Consider the following 25,335-nt stretch of genomic DNA (forward strand, 5'->3'; position numbering starts at 1 on the left):
ATCAATGAATATTGGACAAGCCGCCAAACGTTCTGGTATTGCGGCCAAAATGATTCGCTATTATGAAGAGATTGGTCTGTTACCAAAGCCGAAACGTAGCGAAAGCGGCTATCGTGATTATAGTGAAGCAGATATTCGTATGCTCAGTTTTATTCAGCATGCACGCGAGCTTGGTTTTTCCTCAGATCAAATGAAAGAACTGTTGGGATTATGGCGAAATGAATTGCGGCAGAGCAGCGAAGTGAAAGCTCTGGCACAAAAGCATATCACTACAATGGAACAGAGAATCCAGGACATGCAAGCCATGGTGGAAATTCTCAAGCAGTCTGTGGCACGTTGTGCTGGTAATGAACAGTCAGACTGTGCAATTTTACAGGGCATTGAGCAGGGGCTGGATACAAATCAATAACCTGCAAAAGTACAAGCTTCAAGATAAAATTGAATTAACTTTAAGGAGTAAATACATGAAATTTCATATTGAAAATATGACTTGTGGCGGTTGTGCACGTAGTGTCACTGCAACCATCAAGGATCTGGATGAACATGCACACGTTGAAATTGACGTGGAGAAAAAGCTGGTTGAAGTAGAGACTGGTGTTCATCAGGATGAAATCGTTGCCGCGTTGACTGAAGATGGTTTTCCACCTGTAGCAGTATAAGCAGCGATATAAACTGCTAGCCTGACATGAATGTCAGGCTTTTTTATGCAGTGGTACTTGGTGCAAGCATCAGCGCTTGATTGACATATAGTTCAATCAGACGTTCCCGTGAACCAATCGCTTTTTGATAGCTGGTGGAATTGAGTAACAGCGACGCACCATAAGTCACCGTCCAGATAAAGGACAGGTAATCACGGATTGACATGCTGCTATGGTTGGCATCCAGATAGTCACGGGTAATGTCACGGATACTCAGAATACGTTCTTCACGGACCTGATACAGTTCCTGAAACAGCTCCTTCAAACCTTTTTCAGTATTGGTCAGGCGCTCTTCAATCATATGCAATAGAATGGTCCGATTGGAATTATGCAAATGATAGAGCATATATTCCGACACATAGGTACGGAAATCGGCATTAAAACGTTTGGAAATCTCTAGCAGACGTTTTTCATTTAAAATAATCAATTCCAGATATAACTGGTTTTTACTTTTAAAATGCTTGTAAATGGTCCCCTTGGCAATATCCATTTCACTGGCAAGTTCATTCAGCGTAATATCTTCGTTATTATCCAGCAGCAAGCTTTCGGCCATGCTGAGGATTTTTTCTTTACGCAAAAGAAAGTTCTGTTGTCTTACACTGCTCATCTTATCTTTACTAACGTGTCGAAAAAGAACAATAACAGCCTAATTATTTTCAGATTAAATGACTATCAAACTATGGTCGTGCATCGTGATAAAATAGTTTAATAATTAATCGTATATTCACTAAATTTCTGAAAATTACCAGGATCTGGTCATTAAATTGCAATTTAGAGGGAAATTATTTTCCTTTAATGATGCTGCTGTGATTCTGGCTATCTGTTTTCTGATTCACCTTCCTTAAACATTTTATCCAGCACATGGCGGTGGATAAAACGCAGCTTGTCTTTCACCACTTCAGTGAGCGTAAATGGATAAGCATCTTCTAGGCCCATACTTCGATTTAGGGCATTCAGGTTGAAAGTTAAAGTGATCCAATTATCCAGAATGTGCTCAAAATCTTTGCCGCCAATCGGACATTCTTTAAAGGACATGCTCGCTAGAGTTTTACCATTTCCATCTACACGCAAACCGGCATAGAAAGCGGTTTCCAATGTTTCCATGATATGCAGATAATGCGCCCAAGTTTCTGCCCAGTCTTCCCATGGATGTGAGGTGGCATAGGTACTAATGTATTTTTCCTGCCAATCTTCTGGCGCACCTTTTTCATAATGGCGCTGCAGTGCAGCTGCATAGTCCTGACGCTCATCTCCAAAATAAAGTCTAAATTCTTCAATAAGTTCTGGATGCAGATGTTGCATGACACTCAGATAAAAATGCCCACTTTCATGGCGGAAGTGACCCAAAAGAGTGCGATAATTTTCGCCCATATCAATACGCGTGGTTTCCCGATACACCACATCTGCTTCAATGGCATTCATAGTAATCAGGCCATTGGAATGTCCGGTTAAAACCGGTTTCCCATCCATCGGCAATAGAAAATTAAAACGTAGGCCAAACTTATCATCATCCGAACGTTTGGGACGCGGCATCATGTTCATGCGCTGGGTGAGATATAAAAAGCGCCGTTTTGCCTGTTCCAGGCGGGACCAATATGTGATGACCTCAGGATCGTCCAGATTCGGAATGATATGGGTCAGCTGACAAGATTCACAGTAATCCTCGTCACAATCCCCCGGAATCATCCAGTTACAGACCTGATAGTGGGTATAGTTATAGCAGGGCTTATAGTGCGTGGCGCGATATTCCGATTTCAGCGGAATCCATTCATCTTCACTACGTTTTTCAAAAGTGCACATGTCCTTTTCCGATGCAATATAGCCAATCGGAGACTTGCAGTGATGGCATTCAGTCGAATAGAAAAAGATCTGATGCTCACATTTGGGACATTCAAAATATTTCATCTGCACTCCGTGAAAAGCATGGAACCGGCATGCTTGAGTAATTTAACTTAAAATAATCCTTTATAAATCAGTTAAATTAACACTTTTAATTCAGTCACTTAACTAACAAAAATCGAATTACTCAATAGAGGGGCTGCCTTCATAGTTTAGCTTGAGTTGAAGATAGGTGAAATGTCATTCTCAATTTTTATGTAAGAAAATTGAATTTCTATCTTGGCACGATAAATGCTTTATTTTGATGCAATATTTTCTGTTTTTTGATCAATTGTTCCGCTTTGGAACGTGATGAATCAAATTGATGCATATAGGGCCAAGATGAAGATTTTTACCCAACGTCTGGAAGATGCCAGCCATACCGCTGACATTGAAAGCATTGAACTCAGCTTTGATACGCGTCAAAAAAGTCGTTTTCGCGCGACGCTGAAAAATGGTACCGATATTGGTGCAGACCTGCCACGTACCGGGATTTTACGTAGTGGCTCGGTGATTGCGACTGAAAATGGTGAATTGCTGCGTGTAAATGCCAAGCCAGAAACCTTGATGCAAGTCACCGCAGATCATGATTTTGATCTTTTAAAAGCAGCCTATCACTTGGGTAACCGTCATGTACCGCTGATGCTGACACCAACAGCACTGTATTTTGAACCAGATCATGTTCTGGCTGAGATGGTCGAAGGATTAGGCTTACGTGTAGATACGGTACAACATCCATTTGAACCAGAAAGTGGCGCTTATGCCCAGCACCAGCATGACCACCGTTTAAGCCCAATCAAGTCGCTGCATCATGTCGCACATTAAGGCTTCGCAGCTACTCAGTTTGTTGACTCTGTCTTCGACGGCGCTGCCGATCGGGGCTTACTGTTATTCGCAAGGCGTAGAAAGTGCGATTGATACCGGTCTGATTCATGACGAAGCTTCCAGCATTGCTTACTTTAATGAAGTATTGGAAATGCTATTACTGCGTTTCGAACTACCAATTTTAAAGCGCCTAATGCAAAGCTATGACGATGAAGCCACATTCCAAAATTGGGCTGAAATTTACAGAGCGAGCCGGGAAAGTAAGGAGCTATTGGCAGAATCGCAACAGCTGGCTTTTTCACTGAATGCCTGGATTCGCGATGTGTTAAAGAGACCAGTAAAAGTAAAAAAACAGTATGGCTATGTGCCTGTTTATGCCCAGTTGTGTGGCGAGCTACAACTCGAAGTCGATGATGTACTGACAGCTTATGCCTTTGCAGTGCTGGAGAATCAGGTATTGGCCGCGGTGAAAACTGTGCCTTTGGGGCAGATGAGTGGCCAGCGGATTTTGTGGTACCTGCATGGGGAAATTCCGGCACTAATTCAGCGTGCCATCGCCCTGAGCGATGACGAGATGAGTAGTGCTTTACCCAATTACGCCATGCTCAGTATGCACCATGAAAATCAATATTCACGTTTATTTAGATCTTAAAAATTAAAGGAAAAATTATGTCAGAACGTAGTCCATTACGCGTTGGTATCGGTGGTCCAGTCGGTTCAGGTAAAACGGCGCTAACCCTGAATTTATGTCAGGCATTGCGTAATAAATACAACATGGCCGTGGTCACCAATGACATCTATACCAAGGAAGACTCCAACTTTCTGACCCGTAATGAAGCCATGTCACCAGACCGTATTGTCGGTGTAGAAACAGGTGGCTGTCCGCATACTGCAATTCGTGAAGATGCATCCATTAACCTGGCTGCGATTGATGATCTATGTGAAAAGTTTGATGGTCTGGAATTGATCATCATTGAAAGTGGCGGCGATAACCTGGCTGCGACATTTAGTCCTGAGCTTTCTGATCTAACTTTATATGTGATTGATGTTGCCGGTGGTGAAAAGATTCCTCGTAAAGGTGGTCCAGGTATTACCAAGTCGGACTTGTTGATCATTAATAAAACTGACCTTGCACCAATGGTGGGTGCCAATCTTGATGTGATGGATCAGGATGCGAAACGTATGCGTGGAGAGAAGCCATTTCTGTTCTCCAATATGAAAACCAAAGATGGTCTGGAACAGATTATCGAATTCATTGAAAAACAGGGTCTGTTTAAGGCCTAACTCGGTCAGTCAGGATTAGTGCACAGCAAGATGAATAGCGTGGTAGAAGCAGAACACGGATCGGCAACAAAACTCTGGTTTGCACGTTTGCAACTGGGGTTTGAAGCAGATGCCAGCACAGGACGAACCATCCTGCAGCATCGCAGGCATGAAGGGCCGGTGCGTGTGCAGAAAATGCTATGGCCTGAAAAGACCGGGGTCTGCCACGCCATTATTGTGCATCCACCTGCCGGGATTGCCGGTGGTGATCATCTCAGCTTTGACATGAAGGTTGGACCGCATGCGCATGGGCTTGTCACTACGCCAGGAGCAGGCAAATGGTACAAGACAAATCTAAAACAGGCCTATCAGCATATTGATATCCGGGTGGAAGAACAGGGAATTTTTGAATGGCTGCCACAAGAAACCATGCTGTTTGATGGGGCCAATGCGCATGCCTCAACCACGATTCAGCTCGATCAAACTGCCAGTTTTATTGGCTGGGACATGCTGGTCATTGGTCGTCAGGCAAGATCTGAGCAGTTTGAGCAGGGTGGTTATCGTAGCCGATTTTTACTGTATCGCGGTTCAAAGCTGTTGGTTGCAGATCAGTTGAAATTTTTTGGTCAGGATCGATGGCTAAAATCTTGCCTCGGCATGAATGGTCATGCAGTGATGGGTAGCTTCTGGGCGGTGCCGCCGGAAAAATACCGTGCCAGCTTTTATCTGGATGAGCATCTGGATCTAATCCGTGAATTGATTATGCGTATGGATGTTCCGGTGACTTTGACCTTGCTAGATGATGTGATCACAGCCCGTTATCTCGGAGATGATGTGCGCCAGTGTCATGATGCCTTTGCTGCGATTCGTGCAAGATTACGCCGTTACTGGTTTGGTCTAGATGAAGAGTTTCCGAGGATTTGGAGGACGTAATTTTGTTCTCACCCTCATCCCAACCTTCTCCCAGAGGGAGAAGGAGTAACATCTATTTAACTGGTAAGGTTCTCCCTCCCTTTGGGATGAGAGACAACGTCTCGCAAGAGAGGGAAGGTAATGAACATTGAATCCCTCCCGACCTCCCTTTAATAAAGGGAGGGGCTTCATTATGGATTCGATTGCTAGTGAATTTTCATCAGCTTTAGCTTTTAAAAGAGCTGAAAAAAACCCTCTTTGAAAAAGAGGGGTTTGGGGAGATTAACCTTGCACAAAATTTGCTTTAGAAAAATTGAAATATATTAGGAAAGAGATATGGAACTCAATCCCACAGAAAAAGACAAGCTACTGATTTTTACTGCAGGACTGGTGGCGGAGCGTCGTAAGGCACGCGGACTGAAGCTGAATTACCCGGAAGCCATTGCTTTTATTTCAGCAGCATTGCTGGAAGGTGCGCGTGATGGTATGAGCGTGAGTGAGCTGATGCATTTCGGTACGACTTTGCTCAAGCGTGAAGATGTGATGGAAGGCGTGCCGGAAATGATTGCTGAAGTTCAGGTTGAAGCGACTTTCCCGGATGGTTCCAAACTTGTCACTGTGCATCAGCCGATTGTCTAGGAGCAGATTATGATTCCAGGGGAAATTATTACGCCAGATCTGGACATTGAAATGAATGTCGGTCGGCAGACTTTAAAACTTACGGTGTCTAATGCTGGTGACCGTCCGATTCAGGTGGGTTCACATTTTCATTTTTATGAAGCGAATGATGCTTTGCAGTTTGACCGTGAACAAGCCAAAGGTTATCGCCTGAATATTGCAGCAGGAACCGCAGTGCGATTTGAGCCAGGCCAAAGCCGTGATGTTGAACTGGTGGCATTGGCAGGCAAGCGTGAAGTGTATGGCTTTGCGGGTCGTGTCATGGGTAAGTTGGACTAAGAGGATAACAATAAAATGAAAATGTCACGCCGCGCTTATACGGAAATGTTTGGTCCAACGGTGGGTGACCGTGTCCGTTTAGCCGATACCGAGCTGTTTATTGAAGTCGAACAGGACCTGACCACCTATGGTGAAGAAGTCAAATTTGGTGGTGGTAAGGTCATCCGTGATGGTATGGGACAATCCCAGTTACTCGCTGATGAAGTCGCGGATACCGTGATTACCAATGCCTTGATTGTAGACTGGTGGGGCATTGTTAAAGCCGATGTCGGTTTAAAAAATGGTCGTATCTGGAAAATTGGTAAAGCCGGTAACCCGGATATTCAGCCAGATATTACCATTCCCCTAGGTGCTGCAACCGAAGTGATTGCCGGTGAAGGACAGATTCTGACAGCCGGTGGTGTAGATACCCATATTCACTGGATTTGCCCGCAACAGGTCGAAACTGCATTGATGTCTGGGATTACCACTATGATTGGTGGAGGTACAGGACCAGCAGCAGGAACTTCTGCAACCACAGTAACACCGGGACCTTGGCATATTTCAACCATGCTTCAAGCGATTGATGACTTGCCAATGAATATCGGTTTGTTAGGTAAAGGAAATTTAAGCCAGCCGGAACCAATTGCTGAGCAGATTAAAGCCGGTGTGGTTGGATTGAAACTACATGAAGACTGGGGTTCTACACCTGCCGCCATCGACAACTGTTTAACAGTGGCAGATCAGTATGATGTACAGGTAGCGATCCATACAGACACACTAAATGAAAGTGGCTTTCTAGAAGAAACTTTGGCAGCATTTAAAAACCGTACTATTCATACTTACCATACCGAAGGTGCGGGTGGTGGGCATGCGCCTGATATTTTGAAAGCGATTGGCCAGTCGAATGTATTGCCATCTTCAACCAATCCAACCCGTCCATATACCATCAATACCATTGATGAACATTTGGACATGCTGATGGTCTGTCACCATCTTGATCCTGCAATTGCAGAAGATGTGGCGTTTGCTGAAAGCCGTATCCGCCGTGAAACCATTGCCGCAGAGGATATTTTGCAGGATATGGGTGCGATTGCCATGATGTCCTCAGACTCGCAGGCGATGGGTCGTGTTGGTGAAGTGGTGATTCGTACCTGGCAAACTGCACATAAAATGAAGGTACAACGTGGGCCTTTAGAAGGTGATAATGCAACGCATGACAATAACCGCGTGAAACGTTATATCGCCAAATATACGATCAACCCAGCGATTACCCATGGCCTAAGTCATGAAATTGGTTCGGTGGAAGAGGGCAAACTGGCGGATCTGGTACTGTGGAAACCGGCTTTCTTTGGTGTAAAACCTTCAATGATCATTAAAGGTGGTATGATTGCAGCAGCGCCAATGGGTGACATCAATGCGTCAATTCCAACGCCACAGCCAGTACATTACCGTCCTATGTTTGGTGCTTATCCGCGTGGTGTGCATAATACCTGTATTACTTTCCTATCGCAGGTAGCTATTGATGCCGGCGTTCATGAGAAACTGAATCTGAAAAAGCTGATCAGTCCATGTAAGAACACGCGAAATATCCAGAAAAAGGATATGAAGCTGAATACGTACTGTCCGGTGATGGAAGTTGATCCGGAAATTTATGAAGTCCGTGCAGATGGTAAGTTGCTGACTTGTGAACCGGCAGAAGTATTGCCGATGGCGCAGCGTTATTTCTTGTTTTAAGAATCTCCCTAAATCCCTCTTTTATAAAGAGGGACTTTCCTCCCTTTGCCAAAGGGAGGTTAGGAGGGATTTTAATTTGTTATAGTTCCTTCTCCCTTTAAGAGAAGATTGGGAGGAGGGTGAAAGTATTAATTGCTAGCTTGTGATGTTTGCGCGAAAGGCTATGTACTGTTATTTCAGGAATCAAAATCGAAGACTCTAATAAGAAGTTATTAAAGAAGATTTGTGAGGAACAGAAAATTCCATTCTATGTAGCTGAAAGGATACCGAATGGTTACGGGATAAATGTTCCAAACCATCCGCGTTTAGATCTTCTTGGTTTAAAAAGAAATAAATAAGCAATCCAAACTTTCTGCTATTAACCCACATTCCATTTTTAATTAGTCATAACGTCTGCTAATGCATAAAATATTTTACTTTTAATGTATTAGCAGATGACCTTATGGCAATCAGCTGGATTTTCTTTACTTTAATGGCTGCATTTATGCAGGCCTGGCGAAATGCCTTTCAAAAACAGCTCAGTACCACTGTCGATATTTGGGGCGTGACACTGGCACGTTTCCTGTTTGGCTTTCCGCTAGCAGGGCTTTACATTACAGCTTTATACCACTTCAAACCGGTAGAAAGTGTGGTGCATTTTACCCCGAAGTACTGGATCTATATCCTGATTGCGAGTATCAGCCAAATTCTGGCAACCGCCTTGATGGTGCAACTGTTTAAACAGAAAAATTATGCGATTGGAGTTGGACTGGCAAAAAGTGAAGCGATTCTGGCTGCCATTATCGGGGTGATTTTCCTATCAGATCATCTTTCTGTACTCGCATGGATCGGGGTGCTGATCGGTGGTTATGCGGTATTCCTGCTGAGTAAAGGCAACCAGCTCACCGGTCTATCCACCAAGACTTTAGCCATCGGAATCGGAAGTGGTTTGAGCTTTGCTATTACTTCACTTTTGGTCCGTGAAGCCAGTCTGGAACTGACAATGTTGCCAACCGTGCATCGTGCTTCATGGGTGCTGGTTTCGGTGATCGGTTTCCAGTGCATCAGTATGCTGATTTACCTGAGCCTGTTTAGCCGAGAAACCTTAGTCGCCATGTGGCAACGTCTAGGTTTAACCTTTAAAGTCAGCTTCTGCAGCTTTATAGCATCACTCGGTTGGTTTACCGCCATGAGTATGATAAGCGTGCCAGTCGTGAAAACCTTGGGACAAATCGAAATCCTGTTCAGTCTACTGATTTCCGCTTATTTCTTTAAAGAAAAACTGGCACGTGCCGAGCACTGGGGCTTAGGATTAGTGGTGATTGCAGCAATGCTGGTGATCTGGGCATAAATTACGAAAGTTATTTATAAAAAAGCGTGAACTAAGTTCACGCTTTTTTATTTTTCTTAATTTGATAAATGATCTGATCTAGAGTTGTAGCAAGTTCATCGGTCCATTCAAAAGAACAGTTCAGGCGAATAAAGTTCTGTGCCGTATGTTTCGGTCTAAATAAAAGACTCGGTGCAATAGAAATTTTCTGCTCAAGCAAATCTATATATAACTGTTGGGAATCCATACTTTCGGGCAGTTCTACCCACAAAAAATAACCTGTCGGAAAATAGTGAATCTGACAGTCTTCAGGCAGTCTGCCTTTAAGTTCCTGATAAAATCGTTTTTTGTTCTGGTCTAAATGACGGCGCAGGCTGCGCAAATGCTTTTCATAATGATGATGGGCGACAAAATCCACTAAGGCATTCTGCAGCAGTGGACTAACCGTCAGCGTACTCATCAGCTGTACATGTTGAATGGCATTGGAGTAGGAACCAGCAAAGACCCAGCCGACTCGGGCACCCATACCCAAGGTTTTGGAAAATGAACCACAGTGCAGCACCATGTTGTGCTGGTCGAAGTGTTTTACCGAAACCGGTTTTTCTTTGCCAAAATTCAACTCTTGATAAACATCATCCTCAATCAGATGTACCTGATACTGGAAAAGTAGCTGAGCAATCTTTTTCTTAATGATTGCAGATACGGTATAGCCAATCGGATTTTGTGCATTCAGCATCAGCCAGCAGACTTTAATCGGGTACTGTTTTAAGGCTTTTTCAAAAGCGTCCAGATCAAAACCCGATTCAGGATCATCAGGAAGGGTAACCACGTTTAATCCTAAACGTTCTGCTGCTTGCCAAGCGCCATAAAATACCGTTTCCTGTAACAGGATAAAGTCACCGGGCTGAGTAAGGGCTTGTAGAGATAGATTCAGGGCATCTAGAGCACCAGATGTAATGACAATGTCATCCGAATGGCATGATATACCTTGCAATTGATAGCGTCCGGCGATGATCTGACGTAATTCCAGATTGCCCGGTGGCATATTCGGATGATTCAAATAGCTATTTTTGCGTTTCGCATGCTGGGACAGCAGCTGCATAAATTTGTTATTAAATAGCAGTTCCGGATTGGGAAATGCGGAACCTAAGGGCACAATATCGTGTGCTTGAGTATCTTTCAGATAGTTAAATACTACAGAATTAATCTGTATTTTTTCTTGTGCGGGTAGTATTTCTTTATTGGAATTAATTTCTAGATCCGCACGTTCTGCAATGTAATAGCCAGATTTGTCCTTCGCATACAGCCATCCTTGTGCTTCTAGTTCCTGATAGGCATTTAATACTGTCATCAGACTATAACCAGAAAGTTCAGACTGCTCGCGTAACGATGGGAGTTTGTCATGGGCTTTCCAGATTCCATCTTCAATCATTTGGTGTATGCTGCGCGCGAGCTTTTCAAATTTATACATAGATCAAGAAAAATAAAAATGGTAGATTTAGCGTCATATATGACTTATTTGGTCGGATTAAATATAACAGTTAAGGTGATTATGCGCCATCTGTTATATTTGTTTAGGTAACTTTTGTATCTACTTATACTCAGTAAATCGACCGATAATAGCTATAGTCCCTAAATCCAGCGACAGGTGAGCAGATGACTCCAGACGAAGATAAAAAAGCACCGAAATATGCCGACAGCAGTATTTCTGATGAGGCTTTTAAAAAAATGATTATTTGGTTCGCGATTTATGCAGGACTGTTCTGTCTGGGCGTGGCCTTTGTGGTCAATGCTGATAACCTGTTTTTCTCAGGTATCAAATAATTCAAAATCCCGGTTCAATGACCGGGATTTTTATTCAGATAATTATTCTCATATAAAAACTTAAACTTTTATTTGCTTGCCAAAACTAGGGCGTTTTTGTCACATTTTGCTACTTGATTTCAGCTTTTTCCTTGTTAGATTCAAGTTAAGTAATGAGTTTATTTTGCAGGATCTGTTTGTCTGCACATTATTGCTTGAATAAAAATATCTAAAAAACTCGACAACAATATGGATGTATAACAAGGATAAAGGAGCAAACCATGCTTGGAAATATGATGTTTCAGCCGTTACTGATTAGTAGCATGATTGAACATGCCGGACGCTATCATGCCGATACTGCAGTGATTTCAAAAAATACCGATCTCAGCATGACCCATACCACCTGGGGTGAAATTCGCAGCAACGCCAAACGGTTTGCCAATGTGCTGAATCAGCTGGGTCTTGAACACGGCGACCGTGTTGCAACCATTGCATGGAATAATCATCGCCATCTGGAATCCTGGTATGCCATTTCAGGTAGTGGCTTTGTTTGCCACACCATCAATCCACGTCTATTTCCAGAACAGTTGGTATTTATCATTAATGATGCATCTGATCGCGTGATTCTATTTGATAAAACCTTTGCACCATTGATCAAGGCAGTGAAACCGATGCTGAGCAAGGTGGAGCATTTTATCTGTCTCGATGCAAAAGATGATTCCATCCTTGAAGCCATTCCCGAAGTAAAATTTTATGACGAACTCATTGCTGATCAATCCGATACTTTTGATTGGCCTGTACTAAATGAAAATGCAGCCAGCTCTCTCTGTTATACTTCTGGAACTACAGGACATCCAAAAGGGGTGCTTTATAGCCACCGTTCTACTACTTTGCATAGTTTCGCCATCAGTCTGCCAGATTCTTTAAATGTCTCTGCACGAGACATCATGCTACCTGTAGTACCGATGTTCCATGTCAATGCCTGGGGTACGCCGTATGCAGCAGCGATGGTCGGTTGTACTTTAATTCTTCCAGGCCCTGGTCTGGATGGTGCCAGTCTGGTCAATCTGATTGATACCTATAAAGTATCCGTTGCTTTGGGTGTGCCAACTATCTGGCAAGGTCTGATTGCAGCAGCACAGCAGACTGGTTCTAAGTTAGAAAGCCTGAAACGCAATGTGGTTGGTGGCTCAGCATGTCCGCCGTCCATGCTAAAAGTATTTAAAGATCAGTTTGATTGTGAAACCATCCATGCTTGGGGTATGACCGAAACTAGCCCACTTGGTGCAGCCAATCAAATCAAAGCCAAACATCTGGATTTAAGTGAAGAAGAACGTCTGGAAATTCGTCTTTCTCAAGGCCGTCCGCCATTTGGAGTCGATCTGCGTTTAGCTGATGAAGAAAATGGGTCTAATGAACTTACTCGCGATGGTGAAACCACAGGCAATTTACAAATTCGTGGTCACTGGATTATCAATAATTATTTCGGTAAGGAAGAAGCTTCTTTAACCGCAGACGGCTGGTTTGATACGGGTGATATTGCCACCCTGAATGAAGATGGTTTTATGAAGATCAGCGACCGTGCCAAGGATCTGATTAAATCTGGTGGAGAATGGATCTCTTCAGTGGAATTAGAAAACCTGGCGATGGGACATCCGCAAATCACCATGGCAGCTGTGATTGCAGCTCAGCATCCAAAATGGGATGAACGACCAATTTTGATTGCGATCAAGAAGCCTGACAGTCAACTCACCGAATTGGAACTGCTCGATTATTTTGGCGACAAAGTGGCGAAATGGCAGGTGCCAGACAAAGTGATTTTTGTTGATGCGATTCCACTGAGTGGCACGGGCAAGATGCTGAAAAAAGACCTACGTGAAAAGTTTGGAACAGTATTGCTGGATCAGGAAACAGAACTCAGCCCCGCGGTAGAATAATACGTTTTAATTCTTCCTAAATAAAAAGGCTGACTACAGAAATGTGGTCAGCCTTTTGCATATTTATATCCATATAGCTCAAAAAAATAGCTTATCCAAATAATATGTACTGGCTGAAATGAGCTGTAGATTTACAGACTGAAACCGAGCTTTAATCAAAAACGCATCATTTTGTCTGACAAAAAACACGAATTTTACTGATAGAAACATGATTTGACCCGAATTGACATGGAACGAATCATAAAAGCCTATATTCTGAATGCATAATAAATAGACAGATGTACATTAATTCTGTTTCTGTATGAGGTAATAAAAATGACAAGTATGCAAAGCTACAAGCCTCACTGGATTCGCGAAGACTTCGTTGATTTCATTGCTGAAAAAATTCATCCAACTTTGGCATTGAAAAAAGTTAAGGCAGAAGTCATCAACATCCAGCTTATTGGCAGTGATTTTTATAAGATCCAGCTCCGTCCTAATTTCAATTTTCAGGCTAAAAAATTTCAGCCTGGACAGAATGTCGCTGTCACTTTAAGACTGGATGGGGTTTTGCATCAGCGTCATTATTCTGTGGTTACGATTCTAAAAAATGGCGATGTGATTATTGCTGTTAAACAGCAGGGCAAAGTATCGCGTGCCTTAAGCTCCTTGCAACTGGGTGCAGTGGTTGAACTTTCACAGCCACAGGGCGAATTCACCATGCTGAATTCACCTAAATCCATTTTATTGCTGGCTTCAGGCAGTGGAATCACCGCAATTTATTCCTTGCTACAAAAAGCCGTGGTGCAGTTTCAGCATCCGATCGATCTGATCTATTTTACCCGTGATGATGCCTTTCATGCCGAAATCAAAACACTAGCACTGATGCATCCACACTTGAAATATCATCACTTCAATACTCTGGAGCATAAACAGCATCTGAGCGTGCAGTTACTGAACAAGCTGGTTCCAGATTTTGAACAGCGTGAAATTTATGCCTGTGGTTCAGCGGCGATGATGAAAACAGCGCATCGTATTGCTGAAAAGCTTTCTGTGAAATCCAGTTTCCATTCTGAATATTTCCAGATCGTGGTAGATGAAAAAGTAAAAGCACAACCGGTGCAGTTCCAACGATCACATCAGGAATTCCAGGCCAGTTCTACCATTCTGGAAAGTGCTGAACAGGCTGGTTTGCGCCCTGCACACGGCTGCCGTATGGGCATCTGTAATACCTGTTCCTGCACCAAACTCAGTGGTTCGGTGAAAAATATCCTGACAGGTGAAATTGACCACGAGAGCAATACCCCGATTAAGCTGTGTATCTCCCAGGCCGTTAGTCCTGTGGTGATTAATCTTTAATCCCTAGAAAAATAAGAAGGTACTCCCATATGAATATGCAAATTGATTTTAAGCGGCACAGTAAGACCCAATTTTTAAGCCCAGAACAGATTCAGGAGTTTGGTGCCAAAGTGGATGCCATTCGCCGTGAAGTAATGGAGGATGTGGGTGAAAAAGATGCTGAATACATCTATAAAATCCGTAATTTTGTCCGTTATAGCGAGATTGCTTCCCGGGGCATGTTGATGGTGGCTGGCTGGTTACCACCGGTATGGTTACTGGGTACAGGTCTGCTTGGTATTTCCAAGATCGTGGAAAATATGGAACTTGGCCATAACGTGATGCACGGTCAGTTCGACTGGATGAATGATCCGAGTTTAAATGGTTCGACCTATGACTGGGATACCATTGCTACTGGCGATGACTGGAAATACACGCATAACTATATTCACCATACTTATACCAATATTGTTGGTATGGACCATGATGTCGGTTATGGCCTGATTCGTGTTAGTGAATCTCAGCCTTGGGAACTGCGTTTTATCTGGAATATTCCATTGACCATTCAGTTAATGGTGTTCTTTGAATGGTATGTGGGAGTGCAGCGTCTACATCTGGAAGATGTAATTGCCTACAAAACCAAAACCTGGAAACAGGTCTGGGATGAGGCAGCACCGCTACGTAAAAAAATGCGCCGTCAGGTTCTGAAAGATTATGTATTCTTCCCGATTATTGCTGGTCCAAATGCGATTCCAGTATTTACAGGTAATGCCGTTGCCAATGTGATTCGTAGCTTATGGGCTTCAGCGGTCATCTTTAATGGTCATTTCACTGAAGATGCTGAAACCTTTGAGATGGACAATACAGACAATGAAACCCGAGCAGAATGGTATCTGCGTCAGATCCGTGGTTCGAGTAATTTCAGTGGTACCGAATGGCTGCATATTTTAAGTGGTAACTTGAGTCATCAGATTGAGCACCATTTGTTCCCGGATATGCCAGCAAACCGTTATTCTGAAGTGGCGCCGAAAATCAAAGCACTCTGTGCTGAATATGGCATTCACTATAATGAAGCCAGTTTCATGAAACAGTTCTCAACTGTTTGGGTTCGCGTTGCAAAATGCTCAGTGCCAAACGAATGGCATACACAGATTGCGGAAAAAGTGCAAAGCGTAAAATCTATTTTTAATGGTGTAAAAGCCAAATTCTTTTAATCAGTTTCTTTGAACAGCATCAGGTGCTGATGTTTCTTAACCGGTTTGGTACTCCTCAATAACTTTGGATGGGTTATTGGGGATTTTTTTTATCTGAATTATTTATGAATAGTGAATGAGTATGAGTTCTTGCTAGATGTATTTAAATTGATACCTGTTGAACTGGAAATATGTGCTGCATGCTCGCATTTGGACATTATAAAATATCTTATTCATTAGAATAATTAAGTAATAGGTCATCTTTTATGAATAAAATATGAAGGATTTTTTTCAAAAAATCACCAATAAAAAACAGACTCGGTACGGCTGAAACGCTTTGCCTACAACAACTCGCTTATTCTCTAGCAAGTTCTTCCTATAATGGCCGCGTCGTAACACGCCAAGGTCTTAGTTTTGAAATATCTTAAATATTTTTCAGGAATCTCCTTATTATTGATGTTAACTGCTTGTAACCTCACTGAAGCGCCAGCACCAGATTATCAGGGGAACTGGAAAAATACCCTGGAAAATCCAAAACTGGAAAACATCCTGGTGATTTCCAAAAATGGTGAAAACTATTTCATTACCAATACGATTAAAGAGAAAGCGACGGGTAAAACCGAGAAGAAAAATCCAATGCCGGCTTCAGTCAACGAGCATGGTGTTCTTCAAATCAATGCTGGTGCGGGGGTAGTTGATTTTGCAATTGACGAAAAAACTGGCAACCTTGTAGGTTCAGGCTCAGTCTACAAAAAAGCCAAATAATGCTCTAATCTAATCAATTCAGAGATAACAAACCACGATGCCATGAACCGGGAATCATTCATGGCATCTTTTTTATTGCGTTAAAATTAATTTACAGAAACCATGTGTTATTCATCACACATTAAGCGTAATGATGAAGTAGTCAAGATATGCTTAATGTTTAAGCTGAAGAGTCAAGCAATCAAATACGGTTTTACGTTCTACACCAGCCCATAGAAAATCTAATCCTACTTGTTCCAATCTACCTGTAAATAAAACCGTGATTTCAGCAGTGCTTCTAAAAACAACTAAATATTCAAGCCATATCTATATGCACAGTCTTCATACAAGGAAAGCAATATGTCTATTTATAACGCGCCCCTTAAAGACATGGAGTTTATTTTAAATGATGTGTTTAAGGCTGATGAATTCTGGCAGGGCAATGAAAATCTCGCGCATCTGGATATGGCCACCGCCAATGCCATTCTGGAAGAAATGGCGAAGTTTTCGAAAAATGTCATCCTGGACCTGAACCGTTCCAGTGATGAAGAAGGTGGCGTCCATTTTAATCATGGTGAAGTGACCACGCCGAAAGGTTTTAAAGAAGCATTTACACAGTTTGCGGAAGGTGGCTGGGTAGGGCTTGGCGCACCAGAAGAATGGGGCGGTCAGAGCATGCCAAAAATGCTGACGGTGCTGGCAGATGAAATGATCTGGAGTACCAATCCATCCTTCATGCTCTATCCGCTGTTAACGGTGGGGGCAGGGATGGCCATCAATGATCGTGCCTCACTAGAACAGAAACAGACTTATCTGCCAAAATTCTATACAGGTGAATGGTCTGGCACCATGTGTCTGACTGAGCCACATGCCGGCACCGATCTTGGCATGATCAAAACCAAGGCAGAACCGAATGAAGACGGCTCCTACAGCATTACCGGAACCAAAATTTTTATCACTAGTGGTGAACATGACCTGTGTGAAAATATCATTCACCTAGTGTTGGCAAAGACACCAAATGCACCAGCAGGTTCACGCGGTATTTCCATGTTTATCGTGCCGAAATTTTTGGTGAATGCTGATGGTTCAATTGGTTACCGCAATGCAGTAGCAGCCGGTTCAGTTGAACACAAAATGGGAATCAAAGGCTCTGCAACCTGTGTCATGAATTTTGATGGTGCCAAAGGTTATCTGGTGGGTAACGAAAATGAAGGGCTGGCTGCCATGTTCGTAATGATGAATTACGAGCGTTTATCTATGGGCATCCAGGGCATTGGTGCAGCAGAATTTGCCTACCAGAATGCTGCAGAATATGCGATCAACCGCCTGCAAGGCCGCTCTGCATCCGGTACAAAGTCACCTGAAAAACCAGCGGATTCGATTTTGGTGCATGGTGACGTACGCCGTATGTTGCTCAATGCGCGTGCCAATAATGAGGCATCACGGGCCTTTGCCGTCTATGTGGGGCAGCAGCTCGACATTACCAAATACTCCACCGATCAAGAAGCCATCCGTAAAGCCACCGATCGTGTTGCTTTGCTTACCCCAATTGCCAAAGCCTACTTAACCGACAAAGCGCTGGATACATGTCTAGAAGCACAAATGGTCTTTGGTGGACATGGCTATATTCGTGAATGGGGCATGGAGCAATGTATTCGTGACCTGCGTATTTCCCAGATTTACGAAGGTACCAATGGTGTGCAGGCACAGGATCTGATTGGCCGCAAAACCATCAAATGTGGCGGTGCTTATATCAATGAATATATCACTGAAATTCGTGGATTTGTGCAAGGCCTGGATGATGGTTTAGCGATTAAAACTGCAGCTTTGGATGTCTGTCAGCAAGTTGAAGAGATTACCCAATTTATTCTTGAACAGGCTAAACAATCTCCAGACTTTAGCAATGCAGTTGCAGTGGATTATTTACATGTAGTTGGCTTGCTCAGCTTTGTATATATGTATGCCCGGATCAGTCAGGCAGCTCAAGTGAAAGAAGAAAGCTTCTTTCAGAATAAACTGATTTTGGCGCAGTACTATGCCAGTAAAGTTTTACCTGACTTGGCGGCACGACTACAGCGTATTCAAGCTGGGGCTGATCTGATGATGCAGTTACCAGAAGAATATTTTACTGCACAATCTTAAAGTCAGTTAACAAAGCTGGAAATGGCAGAGTGCAAAGCTAGGTCAAACTAAAGAAGTTATAAATTAGGATGTAAAAGATGACTGTTATTTTGAATGGTGTCCGTACCGCGATGGGCAGTTTCCATGGCTCGCTCTCTGCACTGACCGCACCGGATTTAGGTGCAGCAACCATTAAAGAAGCTGTTGCACGCGCTGGATTACAACCGAACGATGTTGATGAGGTGATTTTTGGCTGCGTCCTGCCAGCAGGTTTAAAACAGGCGCCGGCGCGACAGGCCATGCGTCAGGCAGGTTTACCGGATACCACAGGTGCAACCACAGTCAATAAAATCTGTGGTTCAGGTATGAAAGCGGTCATGCAGGCCGCGGATGCGATCACAGCCGGCTCAGCAGAAATTGTGGTAGCTGGCGGGATGGAATCCATGAGTAATGCGCCCTATATTCTGGACAAAGCACGTGCTGGTCACCGTATGGGACATGGCAAAATCACCGACCATATGCTTCAGGAAGGTCTAGAAGATGCAGAAACTGGACTTTCCATGGGTGCATTGGCACAGGAAATGGCAGACAAGAAAGGCTATACCCGTGAACAGCAGGACGCTTTTGCTATCAATTCATTGAATAAAGCTTTAAATGCGATTGATCAAGGTTATTTTCATGAAGAAATCGTTCCGGTTACCGTGTCAACCCGTAAAGGTGACACCATTGTGGATACGGATGAACAACCTTTAAGCGCCAAACCTGAAAAAATTCCAAGTTTACGTCCAGCCTTCAAAAAAGAAGGTACCATTACCGCCGCTAATGCCAGTTCCATTTCTGATGGGGCATCAGCGCTCGTCCTGACCTCTGAAGAAATAGCAACAGAACGTGGTTTAAAACCATGGGCGAAAATTGTGGCGTATGCCGCCAACTCGCGTCATCCTTCTGAATTTACCATTGCCCCAGTCGGTGCGATTGAGAAAGTCCTGAAAAAAGCGGGCTGGGATGCTGCAGAAGTTGATCTTTGGGAGATTAATGAAGCCTTTGCGATGGTAACCATGGCCGCGATTGATGCCTTTCATCTTGATCCAGCCAAAGTGAATATTAATGGCGGTGCCTGTGCATTGGGTCATCCATTGGGTTCTTCCGGCTCGCGCATCATTGTGACCTTATTGCATGCCTTAAAACGTACCGGTGGTAAAAAGGGGGTTGCTGCTTTATGTATTGGTGGCGGTGAAGCCACTGCCATCGCCATTGAGCTGATCTAAGCATTTCTTAATGGAACAATCAATTAAGAACGGGAATGCACAAGTCAAAAGCCATTTTTTCAGCACGCTGGGAGGCTGGCAACCAATAAATTTATTGTTGAGATTCTGATTATGAATGGTTTAGATCGCATCCGCTGTGTCGCTCTCCGCGACAAAGTGATGTCTGCTGAGCAGGCGATTGAATTGATTCAAGACGGTGCTGTCGTGGGTTTAAGCGGTTTTGGCGGTGCAGGTGAGGCGAAAACTGTACCGCTCGCTTTGGCTGATCATGCCAAAGCACATCCACTCAAAATTACCCTGGCTACAGGTGCGAGCCTGGGTAATCGGATTGATGGTCGACTCAATGAAGCGCATGCGATCGAACGCCGTTATCCTTATCAGGCTGATCCTGGCCTGCGTAAATCGATTAATGCAGGCGAAGTGATGTATATCGACCAACATTTATCTGAAATAGCGGATCATATCCGGCATCACAACTTGCCACCGATCAATGTAGCCATCATTGCAGCCACTGCCATTACTGAGGATGGGGAGATTATTCCAACCGGTTCATGCGGAAATTCGGCCAACTTTGTGGAAATGGCCGAGCATGTGATTGTGGAAATTGATAACAGCATCAATCCGATTCTCGAAGGCGTACATGATATTTATGTCCCTAAAGCCCGTCCAAACCGTTCACCGATTCCGATCATTCATGCCGGTGACCGGATCGGTACTGGCGGTATTCAGGTCAATCCGGAAAAAATTGCTGCCATTGTGCTAAATGACATTCCGGATACCTCTTTCCACATGGATGAACCGGATGAGGATACCTTGGCGATTGCTCGACACTTGATTCAGTTTTTTGAGGGAGAAGTAGCAGCAGGGCGTTTGCCACAACATCTCGGACCACTTCAATCCGGGGTAGGCTCGATTGCTAATGCGGTGTTTTCCGGATTTGAACACTCCAATTTTCATCACCTGGAAATGTATTCCGAAGTATTACAAGACTGTACATTTAAATTAATCGATGCTGGGAAAATGACTTTTGCTTCGGGTTGTTCCATGACTCTATCAGATTCGTGTGCAAAACATGTCATGAAGAATTTTGAGCAATACAAAGACAGAATTGTGTTGCGACCACAGGAAATTTCCAATAATCCTGAAATTATTCGCCGTCTTGGGGTAATTGCCATTAATACCGCACTGGAATTCGATATTTATGGCAACGTCAATTCAACTCATGTGACCGGTACCAAAATGATGAATGGGATTGGCGGTTCAGGCGATTATACCCGGAATGCACATATTGCGATTTTCGTGAGCAAATCTGTGGCCAAAGGCGGGGCGATTTCTTCTGTAGTGCCAATGGTGAGTCATGTTGATCATACCGGACATGATATTGATGTGCTGGTCACTGAAAATGGCCTGGCAGACCTACGTGGGCTGGCTCCACGTGAACGCGCCCGCAAGATGATTGATATTTGCGCTCATCCCGATTATCGAGATGCCCTGAATGATTACTTTGAGCGTGCCTGTGCCCGAGGTGGACAAACGCCACATCTGCTTGAAGAAGCCTTGTCCTGGCATGCAAACTTTGAAAAAACGGGCAGCATGCATAAAACCACATAATTTGAAACAAACCCGTAAATATTGTCATTTGGGTTTAGTCTATAAAAACGTCCGATAATGGTCTAAGCTAAAGATTCCAGAGATAATATCCCGATGCCATGAATACCTCGTATTCATGGCATCTTTTATGCAATTGACTCGGCCACGTGCATTAATAATTCGGTAAAGTTTTGCACAAAATAATCCGCTTTGTCCTTGATCAGATCCATTTCATGTTCGGAATACTGGTCATAAACAGCGACTACTTCAATACCTGCATTGTTAGCTGCCTCTACACCAATCAGAGAGTCCTCAACAATTAGGCAGTCTTGAGCTTCAACGTCAAAATGCTTTAGTACGTTTAAATAGACTTCCGGATGTGGCTTGATATTTTGTACATTTTCACGGGTCAGCAGCAGGGCAAAGTCATCCTGAAAATTGATCTTTTGATTGATGTTCTGATTATTGTCCAGATAACGCTGCACGTTGAATAGGCTGGTGGTTGTGGTTAAGGCCATTTGTATGTCTTGCTGTTTAAGTGTCTGAATCAGTAAATCGGCTTGTGGTTTAAGCTCTACCACATGATCCAGAAAATGCCGGGAAATGCTGTAGCGACGGTTTTTAACTTCCTCTTTAGGCAGTTCAAAACCGTATTGCGCTTTGAGATAACCACAATATTCCAGATAAGGATCAGGCAAATGCCGAACTGCAGTTAGCTGTAGATCGCGTTGTTGCTGGATCTGATTTAAATCGACCTCAATCCCGGAAAGTTCCTGAATCAGGGCAGCATCTACCTGGTTCCAGATGCCGACAGAATCAATCAAGGTGCCATCCAAATCAAAACACACCAGCTTTTTGCCCTGAAACATCTGACACCTTTCCCCTAGTTTTCACAGTCTATTCTGTGCGGCTGAGTATATAACATGCGGCTGAAGTGTTTAAGCTGAAGAAGAAAAGTATATGTAATCATTAAGCTTGAAGCAGTTTTGGACTATTTTACATAGTGGTCAAATAATATTTTTATAGCAAAATGCGGCCTGAGTGATCATACAGATAGTTGCAAAGTGTTATATTTGGACATTGGCACTGGATTAAATTGCGCGGATGATAGACCTGCCAAAATTATTAAAAAATTGAAGGAAATGTGTTTCTGTGTTTGAACTTGACTGTAAATTACTCAGCATCTTTTATTATGTCTACAAATTTAAGAACGTCTCCCATGCAGCCGATTATCTGGATATGAGCCAGCCGACGGTGAGTAATCTACTGAATAAAATCCGTCAGCATTATAATGATCCCTTATTTTTGCGTATTGGTAATGAAATGCTGCCGACGGATTTGTCCAAGCAGCTATTTCCATTGGTCAGTGAAGCATTAAGTAAAGTTGAAGCCATTAATAACTTTACCATTGATTTTGATCAGACCACTTCACAGCAGCGTTTTACTTTGGCTATGACCGATGTATCGCATCTGGTATTGCTACCTAAAATTTCCCAATACTTAAAAGAGCATGCCTCACATATCCGTCTAAATGTGCGCCCGATTACTTCAGAAACCAGTTACCAGATGGCCAATGGCGAAATTGATCTGGCATTAGGCTTTTTACCGAATCTGGAAAATGGCTTTTATCAGCAGAAACTGTTTGAACAATATTATGTGGTGATTGCGGCGAAAGATCATCCACGCCTGACTGGCGACAGTATGACCACAGAAGATTATCTGCGGGAAACCCATATTGATATTGATGCCGGGATGGGGCATTACCATATTGAAAACGAGTTACTAAATCTGGAACTTAAACGTGACATCCTGATGCGTCTACCAAGTTATCTAGGCGTAGGACTAGTGGTACAAGAAACCGATGCGATCGCTACCGTGCCTTACTATTTAAGTGAAGTATTGCTATCACGTGGTAATTTAAAGATCTTTAATGCACCGATTGCATTCCCGACTTATTCTGTGAAGCAATACTGGCACATGTCGTGCCACCATAAGACTAGTCATCAATGGTTACGTCATTTACTACATGAAATTTTAAGTAAATAGCGTTCATGCTCAGAGCTATTTAGAAATAGTTGATCTCACTATTTAAAAATCCCGGTCTAAGTCGGGATTTTTTATTTTTGGTACATCTTGATTCATTAAAAGCCACATTTGCACCTTCATTGTCCATTAACTACACCAAAATAGTATTACTTGATTGAAAAATCGTAATACTGAATTGGCACAGCATTTGCATTTATCTAAGCATCATAAAGTGATCTAGGGTTCCGGCAGTCATATTTAAAAGACTGCGACTGAGACCGAGAGTTCACGGCTCGATTTGAGCTACACGGAGGGATAAAAGCCCGGGAGGTTGGAACAAAAACCTTAGAGAGGTCATGCACATGGGCGTAATAGACAATAAGTACCATAACAATCAAACACTTTGGACTGAAATCCTGCCGGGAGGGCATCATTGGTCCGGGCGCATTCAAAAAGGTGCGGTTCTGCAATTCAAGGCACTCGGTACCAATGCCAACTTATCTCTGTTCTGTGTCAATGCTGAAGACAAACTAGAACGTTACAACATGCCAGATAGTCTGAAAGGCCAACATACCGCATACCTGACAGCAGGTAATGTGCTGTATTCCGATCTGGGTCGTGTGATGGCTTCCATCGTCAAAGATGAAGCTGGCTGGAACGATACCTTCTGTGGTCCATCCCGTCCTGAACAGATTGAAAAGCAGTTTGGCATCCGTACCTTCCAGGATGCCCGCAATGACATGTACCAAAGCGGTTTAGATGGTCTGTTGGTTGAATTATCTAAATTCTCTCTAGGCCAGACTGACCTGAGTGCGACCGTGAATCTATTCTCTAAAGTGACGCCAAATGATGCCGGTGCATTGTCTTATGTGCCTTCAGACAATACCGATCAAATCATTGAACTGCGTTTTGAAATGGATTGTCTGGTGTTCCTGTCTGCTGCACCGCATGGTCTGGATAATAGTGCGGAATATCAACCAGCTGACATTCAATTGTCATTATTTAAAGCCAATAGCTTGGGCGAAACCGATATTTGTCGCGACTCCTGTCCACAGAACCAGCGTGCATTCCAGAACAACGCACGTTACTACGCACTTTCTAACGTTTAAGGCAGGAGAATAAACATGACAGCTCTACAACAATTCGAAAAAACCGTACTTAGCGAAATCTGTCCTGCCGGTGAAGCATGGATGTGCGAAGTCAAAAAAGGCCAGTATTTCCGCATTATTGATCTTGAAGGGAATCAGGCAGTCGATACCTTATTTATCTCTGCTGAAAATCCTGAAGAGCGTTATAGCGCAACCGATACACTGGCGATTAACCAGCAAATTTATCTGGAAAAAGGCATCACTTTATACAGCAACTTTGGCCGTGCCATTGCCGTAATCAATGACGATAACTGTGGCCGTCACGACACTTTAGGCGGTGCATGTTCATGTGAAAGTAATACCGTCCGTTATGCACATGACAAATACCCAATGCATAGCTGCCGTAACAATTTTATGTATGCGCTGGCAAAACATCCGGTCGCGAAAAAACATGGCTTAAACGTGCGTCACATCGGTCCAAACATCAACTTCTTTATGAATGTGCCGGTGACTGCCGATGGTCACCTGAAATTTGATGATGGTATTTCGGCACCGGGCAAGTATGTGGAAATCAAGGCGGAAATGGACCTGATCGTACTGATCTCGAACTGTCCGCAATTGAACAACCCATGTAATGCCTATAACCCGACACAAATCCAGCTAGTTGTACGTGAAGGCGAGGAGGCTTAAG

25 protein-coding genes and 1 riboswitch are annotated in these 25,335 nt (G+C 43.4%); of the genes, 21 read left to right on the plus strand and 4 right to left on the minus strand.

Annotation, left to right across the window (positions count from 1 at the left end):
- The first annotated feature begins 4 nt into the window (after positions 1-4).
- Together cueR and BS636_RS12580 are read left to right on the plus strand one after the other, a co-directional pair.
- Complete coding sequence (cueR, locus tag BS636_RS12575) at positions 5-409, plus strand: Cu(I)-responsive transcriptional regulator (protein ID WP_099339078.1); 405 nt, start codon at positions 5-7, stop codon at positions 407-409.
- 55 nt (positions 410-464) lie between these two features.
- Positions 465-659, plus strand: a complete 195-nt coding sequence (locus BS636_RS12580; RefSeq protein WP_099339079.1) for a heavy-metal-associated domain-containing protein — start codon at positions 465-467, stop codon at positions 657-659.
- A gap of 43 nt (positions 660-702) precedes the next feature.
- Here BS636_RS12580 and BS636_RS12585 read toward each other — a convergent pair whose 3' ends face one another.
- On the minus strand, positions 703-1,305 hold the full coding sequence (locus tag BS636_RS12585; protein ID WP_099339080.1) for a TetR/AcrR family transcriptional regulator: 603 nt from the start codon (positions 1,303-1,305) through the stop codon (positions 703-705).
- Between the two features lie 209 nt (positions 1,306-1,514).
- Entirely contained in the window at positions 1,515-2,603 is a 1,089-nt protein-coding gene (locus BS636_RS12590; protein ID WP_099339081.1) for a zinc-binding metallopeptidase family protein, read from the minus strand.
- 315 nt (positions 2,604-2,918) lie between these two features.
- Here BS636_RS12590 and ureE point away from each other — a divergent pair, with 315 nt between their 5' ends.
- The 8 genes from ureE (at position 2,919) to BS636_RS12630 (ending at position 9,579) form a co-directional block, all read left to right on the plus strand.
- A complete protein-coding gene (gene ureE, locus BS636_RS12595; protein WP_099339668.1) occupies positions 2,919-3,401 on the plus strand; it encodes an urease accessory protein UreE in 483 nt (160 codons plus the stop codon).
- Positions 3,388-4,053, plus strand: a complete 666-nt coding sequence (locus BS636_RS12600) for an urease accessory protein UreF (RefSeq protein ID WP_099339082.1) — start codon at positions 3,388-3,390, stop codon at positions 4,051-4,053. Before ureE ends, BS636_RS12600 begins: the two co-directional genes overlap by 14 nt.
- Before the next feature lie 17 nt (positions 4,054-4,070).
- Positions 4,071-4,685: an urease accessory protein UreG gene (gene ureG / locus BS636_RS12605; RefSeq protein ID WP_004809476.1), complete on the plus strand. Its 615-nt coding sequence runs from the start codon at positions 4,071-4,073 to the stop codon at positions 4,683-4,685.
- 30 nt (positions 4,686-4,715) lie between these two features.
- Positions 4,716-5,597 (plus strand): urease accessory protein UreD, encoded by an 882-nt coding sequence (locus BS636_RS12610; RefSeq protein ID WP_099339083.1) that lies wholly within the window; start codon positions 4,716-4,718, stop codon positions 5,595-5,597.
- A 315-nt stretch (positions 5,598-5,912) separates the two neighbouring features.
- The gene (gene ureA / locus BS636_RS12615) at positions 5,913-6,215 is read left to right on the plus strand and encodes an urease subunit gamma (RefSeq protein WP_099339084.1); all 303 of its coding nucleotides are present in this window, start codon (positions 5,913-5,915) and stop codon (positions 6,213-6,215) included.
- A gap of 9 nt (positions 6,216-6,224) precedes the next feature.
- Positions 6,225-6,533: an urease subunit beta gene (locus tag BS636_RS12620; RefSeq protein WP_099339085.1), complete on the plus strand. Its 309-nt coding sequence runs from the start codon at positions 6,225-6,227 to the stop codon at positions 6,531-6,533.
- A 15-nt stretch (positions 6,534-6,548) separates the two neighbouring features.
- The gene (gene ureC, locus BS636_RS12625) at positions 6,549-8,249 is read left to right on the plus strand and encodes an urease subunit alpha (RefSeq protein WP_099339086.1); all 1,701 of its coding nucleotides are present in this window, start codon (positions 6,549-6,551) and stop codon (positions 8,247-8,249) included.
- Between the two features lie 442 nt (positions 8,250-8,691).
- Positions 8,692-9,579 carry a DMT family transporter gene (locus BS636_RS12630; protein ID WP_099339087.1) on the plus strand — a complete coding sequence of 296 codons (888 nt, stop codon included), beginning with the start codon at positions 8,692-8,694 and terminating at the stop codon, positions 9,577-9,579.
- Between the two features lie 37 nt (positions 9,580-9,616).
- Here BS636_RS12630 and BS636_RS12635 read toward each other — a convergent pair whose 3' ends face one another.
- The gene (locus BS636_RS12635; protein WP_099339088.1) at positions 9,617-11,029 is read right to left on the minus strand and encodes a PLP-dependent aminotransferase family protein; all 1,413 of its coding nucleotides are present in this window, start codon (positions 11,027-11,029) and stop codon (positions 9,617-9,619) included.
- A gap of 185 nt (positions 11,030-11,214) precedes the next feature.
- Between BS636_RS12635 and BS636_RS16325 the strand changes: the two genes are divergently transcribed.
- From BS636_RS16325 to BS636_RS12670, 8 genes are all read left to right on the plus strand, one after another.
- On the plus strand, positions 11,215-11,382 hold the full coding sequence (locus tag BS636_RS16325) for a hypothetical protein (protein ID WP_171266021.1): 168 nt from the start codon (positions 11,215-11,217) through the stop codon (positions 11,380-11,382).
- Positions 11,383-11,642: 260 nt separating this feature from the next.
- Positions 11,643-13,298 (plus strand): long-chain-fatty-acid--CoA ligase, encoded by a 1,656-nt coding sequence (locus tag BS636_RS12640; protein WP_099339089.1) that lies wholly within the window; start codon positions 11,643-11,645, stop codon positions 13,296-13,298.
- 315 nt (positions 13,299-13,613) lie between these two features.
- The gene (locus BS636_RS12645) at positions 13,614-14,636 is read left to right on the plus strand and encodes a flavin reductase family protein (RefSeq protein ID WP_099339090.1); all 1,023 of its coding nucleotides are present in this window, start codon (positions 13,614-13,616) and stop codon (positions 14,634-14,636) included.
- Positions 14,637-14,665: 29 nt separating this feature from the next.
- A complete protein-coding gene (locus tag BS636_RS12650; protein WP_099339091.1) occupies positions 14,666-15,829 on the plus strand; it encodes a fatty acid desaturase family protein in 1,164 nt (387 codons plus the stop codon).
- A 393-nt stretch (positions 15,830-16,222) separates the two neighbouring features.
- The gene (locus tag BS636_RS12655) at positions 16,223-16,573 is read left to right on the plus strand and encodes a hypothetical protein (protein WP_099339092.1); all 351 of its coding nucleotides are present in this window, start codon (positions 16,223-16,225) and stop codon (positions 16,571-16,573) included.
- A gap of 339 nt (positions 16,574-16,912) precedes the next feature.
- Entirely contained in the window at positions 16,913-18,694 is a 1,782-nt protein-coding gene (locus tag BS636_RS12660; protein WP_099339093.1) for an acyl-CoA dehydrogenase C-terminal domain-containing protein, read from the plus strand.
- Positions 18,695-18,771: 77 nt separating this feature from the next.
- Positions 18,772-19,941, plus strand: coding sequence for a thiolase family protein (locus BS636_RS12665; RefSeq protein WP_099339094.1), 1,170 nt, complete (start codon positions 18,772-18,774; stop codon positions 19,939-19,941).
- Between the two features lie 111 nt (positions 19,942-20,052).
- On the plus strand, positions 20,053-21,552 hold the full coding sequence (locus BS636_RS12670) for an acetyl-CoA hydrolase/transferase family protein (protein WP_171266022.1): 1,500 nt from the start codon (positions 20,053-20,055) through the stop codon (positions 21,550-21,552).
- 125 nt (positions 21,553-21,677) lie between these two features.
- On the opposite strand, the gene BS636_RS12675 is transcribed toward BS636_RS12670, so the two are convergent.
- On the minus strand, positions 21,678-22,400 hold the full coding sequence (locus tag BS636_RS12675) for an HAD family hydrolase (RefSeq protein ID WP_099339096.1): 723 nt from the start codon (positions 22,398-22,400) through the stop codon (positions 21,678-21,680).
- Positions 22,401-22,683: 283 nt separating this feature from the next.
- Here BS636_RS12675 and BS636_RS12680 point away from each other — a divergent pair, with 283 nt between their 5' ends.
- The 3 genes from BS636_RS12680 to BS636_RS12690 all read left to right on the plus strand — a co-directional run bounded on the left by BS636_RS12680 (position 22,684) and on the right by BS636_RS12690 (position 25,334).
- Positions 22,684-23,577 carry a LysR family transcriptional regulator gene (locus BS636_RS12680; RefSeq protein WP_099339097.1) on the plus strand — a complete coding sequence of 298 codons (894 nt, stop codon included), beginning with the start codon at positions 22,684-22,686 and terminating at the stop codon, positions 23,575-23,577.
- A gap of 205 nt (positions 23,578-23,782) precedes the next feature.
- A riboswitch (guanidine-I (ykkC/yxkD leader) is annotated at positions 23,783-23,888 on the plus strand.
- A 30-nt stretch (positions 23,889-23,918) separates the two neighbouring features.
- Entirely contained in the window at positions 23,919-24,665 is a 747-nt protein-coding gene (locus BS636_RS12685) for an urea amidolyase associated protein UAAP1 (RefSeq protein WP_099339098.1), read from the plus strand.
- Positions 24,666-24,680: 15 nt separating this feature from the next.
- The gene (locus BS636_RS12690; protein ID WP_099339099.1) at positions 24,681-25,334 is read left to right on the plus strand and encodes an urea amidolyase associated protein UAAP2; all 654 of its coding nucleotides are present in this window, start codon (positions 24,681-24,683) and stop codon (positions 25,332-25,334) included.
- Position 25,335 lies beyond the last annotated feature (1 nt).

The organism is Acinetobacter sp. LoGeW2-3, assembly GCF_002688565.1.
Classification (GTDB): domain Bacteria; phylum Pseudomonadota; class Gammaproteobacteria; order Pseudomonadales; family Moraxellaceae; genus Acinetobacter.

Excerpts from the sequence above, each read along its gene's own strand:
- BS636_RS12690 (WP_099339099.1), top strand. The coding sequence starts at position 24,681 with ATGACAGCTCTACAACAATTCGAAAAAACCGTACTTAGCGAAATCTGT.
- BS636_RS12650 (WP_099339091.1), top strand. The coding sequence starts at position 14,666 with ATGAATATGCAAATTGATTTTAAGCGGCACAGTAAGACCCAATTTTTA.
- BS636_RS12660 (WP_099339093.1), top strand. The coding sequence starts at position 16,913 with ATGTCTATTTATAACGCGCCCCTTAAAGACATGGAGTTTATTTTAAAT.
- BS636_RS12585 (WP_099339080.1), bottom strand. The coding sequence starts at position 1,305 with ATGAGCAGTGTAAGACAACAGAACTTTCTTTTGCGTAAAGAAAAAATC.
- BS636_RS12580 (WP_099339079.1), top strand. The coding sequence starts at position 465 with ATGAAATTTCATATTGAAAATATGACTTGTGGCGGTTGTGCACGTAGT.
- BS636_RS12620 (WP_099339085.1), top strand. The coding sequence starts at position 6,225 with ATGATTCCAGGGGAAATTATTACGCCAGATCTGGACATTGAAATGAAT.
- BS636_RS12675 (WP_099339096.1), bottom strand. The coding sequence starts at position 22,400 with ATGTTTCAGGGCAAAAAGCTGGTGTGTTTTGATTTGGATGGCACCTTG.
- BS636_RS12635 (WP_099339088.1), bottom strand. The coding sequence starts at position 11,029 with ATGTATAAATTTGAAAAGCTCGCGCGCAGCATACACCAAATGATTGAA.
- BS636_RS12590 (WP_099339081.1), bottom strand. The coding sequence starts at position 2,603 with ATGAAATATTTTGAATGTCCCAAATGTGAGCATCAGATCTTTTTCTAT.
- BS636_RS12600 (WP_099339082.1), top strand. The coding sequence starts at position 3,388 with ATGTCGCACATTAAGGCTTCGCAGCTACTCAGTTTGTTGACTCTGTCT.
- ureC (WP_099339086.1), top strand. The coding sequence starts at position 6,549 with ATGAAAATGTCACGCCGCGCTTATACGGAAATGTTTGGTCCAACGGTG.
- BS636_RS16325 (WP_171266021.1), top strand. The coding sequence starts at position 11,215 with ATGACTCCAGACGAAGATAAAAAAGCACCGAAATATGCCGACAGCAGT.
- BS636_RS12685 (WP_099339098.1), top strand. The coding sequence starts at position 23,919 with ATGGGCGTAATAGACAATAAGTACCATAACAATCAAACACTTTGGACT.
- cueR (WP_099339078.1), top strand. The coding sequence starts at position 5 with ATGAATATTGGACAAGCCGCCAAACGTTCTGGTATTGCGGCCAAAATG.
- BS636_RS12610 (WP_099339083.1), top strand. The coding sequence starts at position 4,716 with ATGAATAGCGTGGTAGAAGCAGAACACGGATCGGCAACAAAACTCTGG.
- BS636_RS12640 (WP_099339089.1), top strand. The coding sequence starts at position 11,643 with ATGCTTGGAAATATGATGTTTCAGCCGTTACTGATTAGTAGCATGATT.
- ureA (WP_099339084.1), top strand. The coding sequence starts at position 5,913 with ATGGAACTCAATCCCACAGAAAAAGACAAGCTACTGATTTTTACTGCA.
- BS636_RS12645 (WP_099339090.1), top strand. The coding sequence starts at position 13,614 with ATGACAAGTATGCAAAGCTACAAGCCTCACTGGATTCGCGAAGACTTC.
- ureG (WP_004809476.1), top strand. The coding sequence starts at position 4,071 with ATGTCAGAACGTAGTCCATTACGCGTTGGTATCGGTGGTCCAGTCGGT.
- ureE (WP_099339668.1), top strand. The coding sequence starts at position 2,919 with ATGAAGATTTTTACCCAACGTCTGGAAGATGCCAGCCATACCGCTGAC.
- BS636_RS12665 (WP_099339094.1), top strand. The coding sequence starts at position 18,772 with ATGACTGTTATTTTGAATGGTGTCCGTACCGCGATGGGCAGTTTCCAT.
- BS636_RS12630 (WP_099339087.1), top strand. The coding sequence starts at position 8,692 with ATGGCAATCAGCTGGATTTTCTTTACTTTAATGGCTGCATTTATGCAG.
- BS636_RS12670 (WP_171266022.1), top strand. The coding sequence starts at position 20,053 with ATGAATGGTTTAGATCGCATCCGCTGTGTCGCTCTCCGCGACAAAGTG.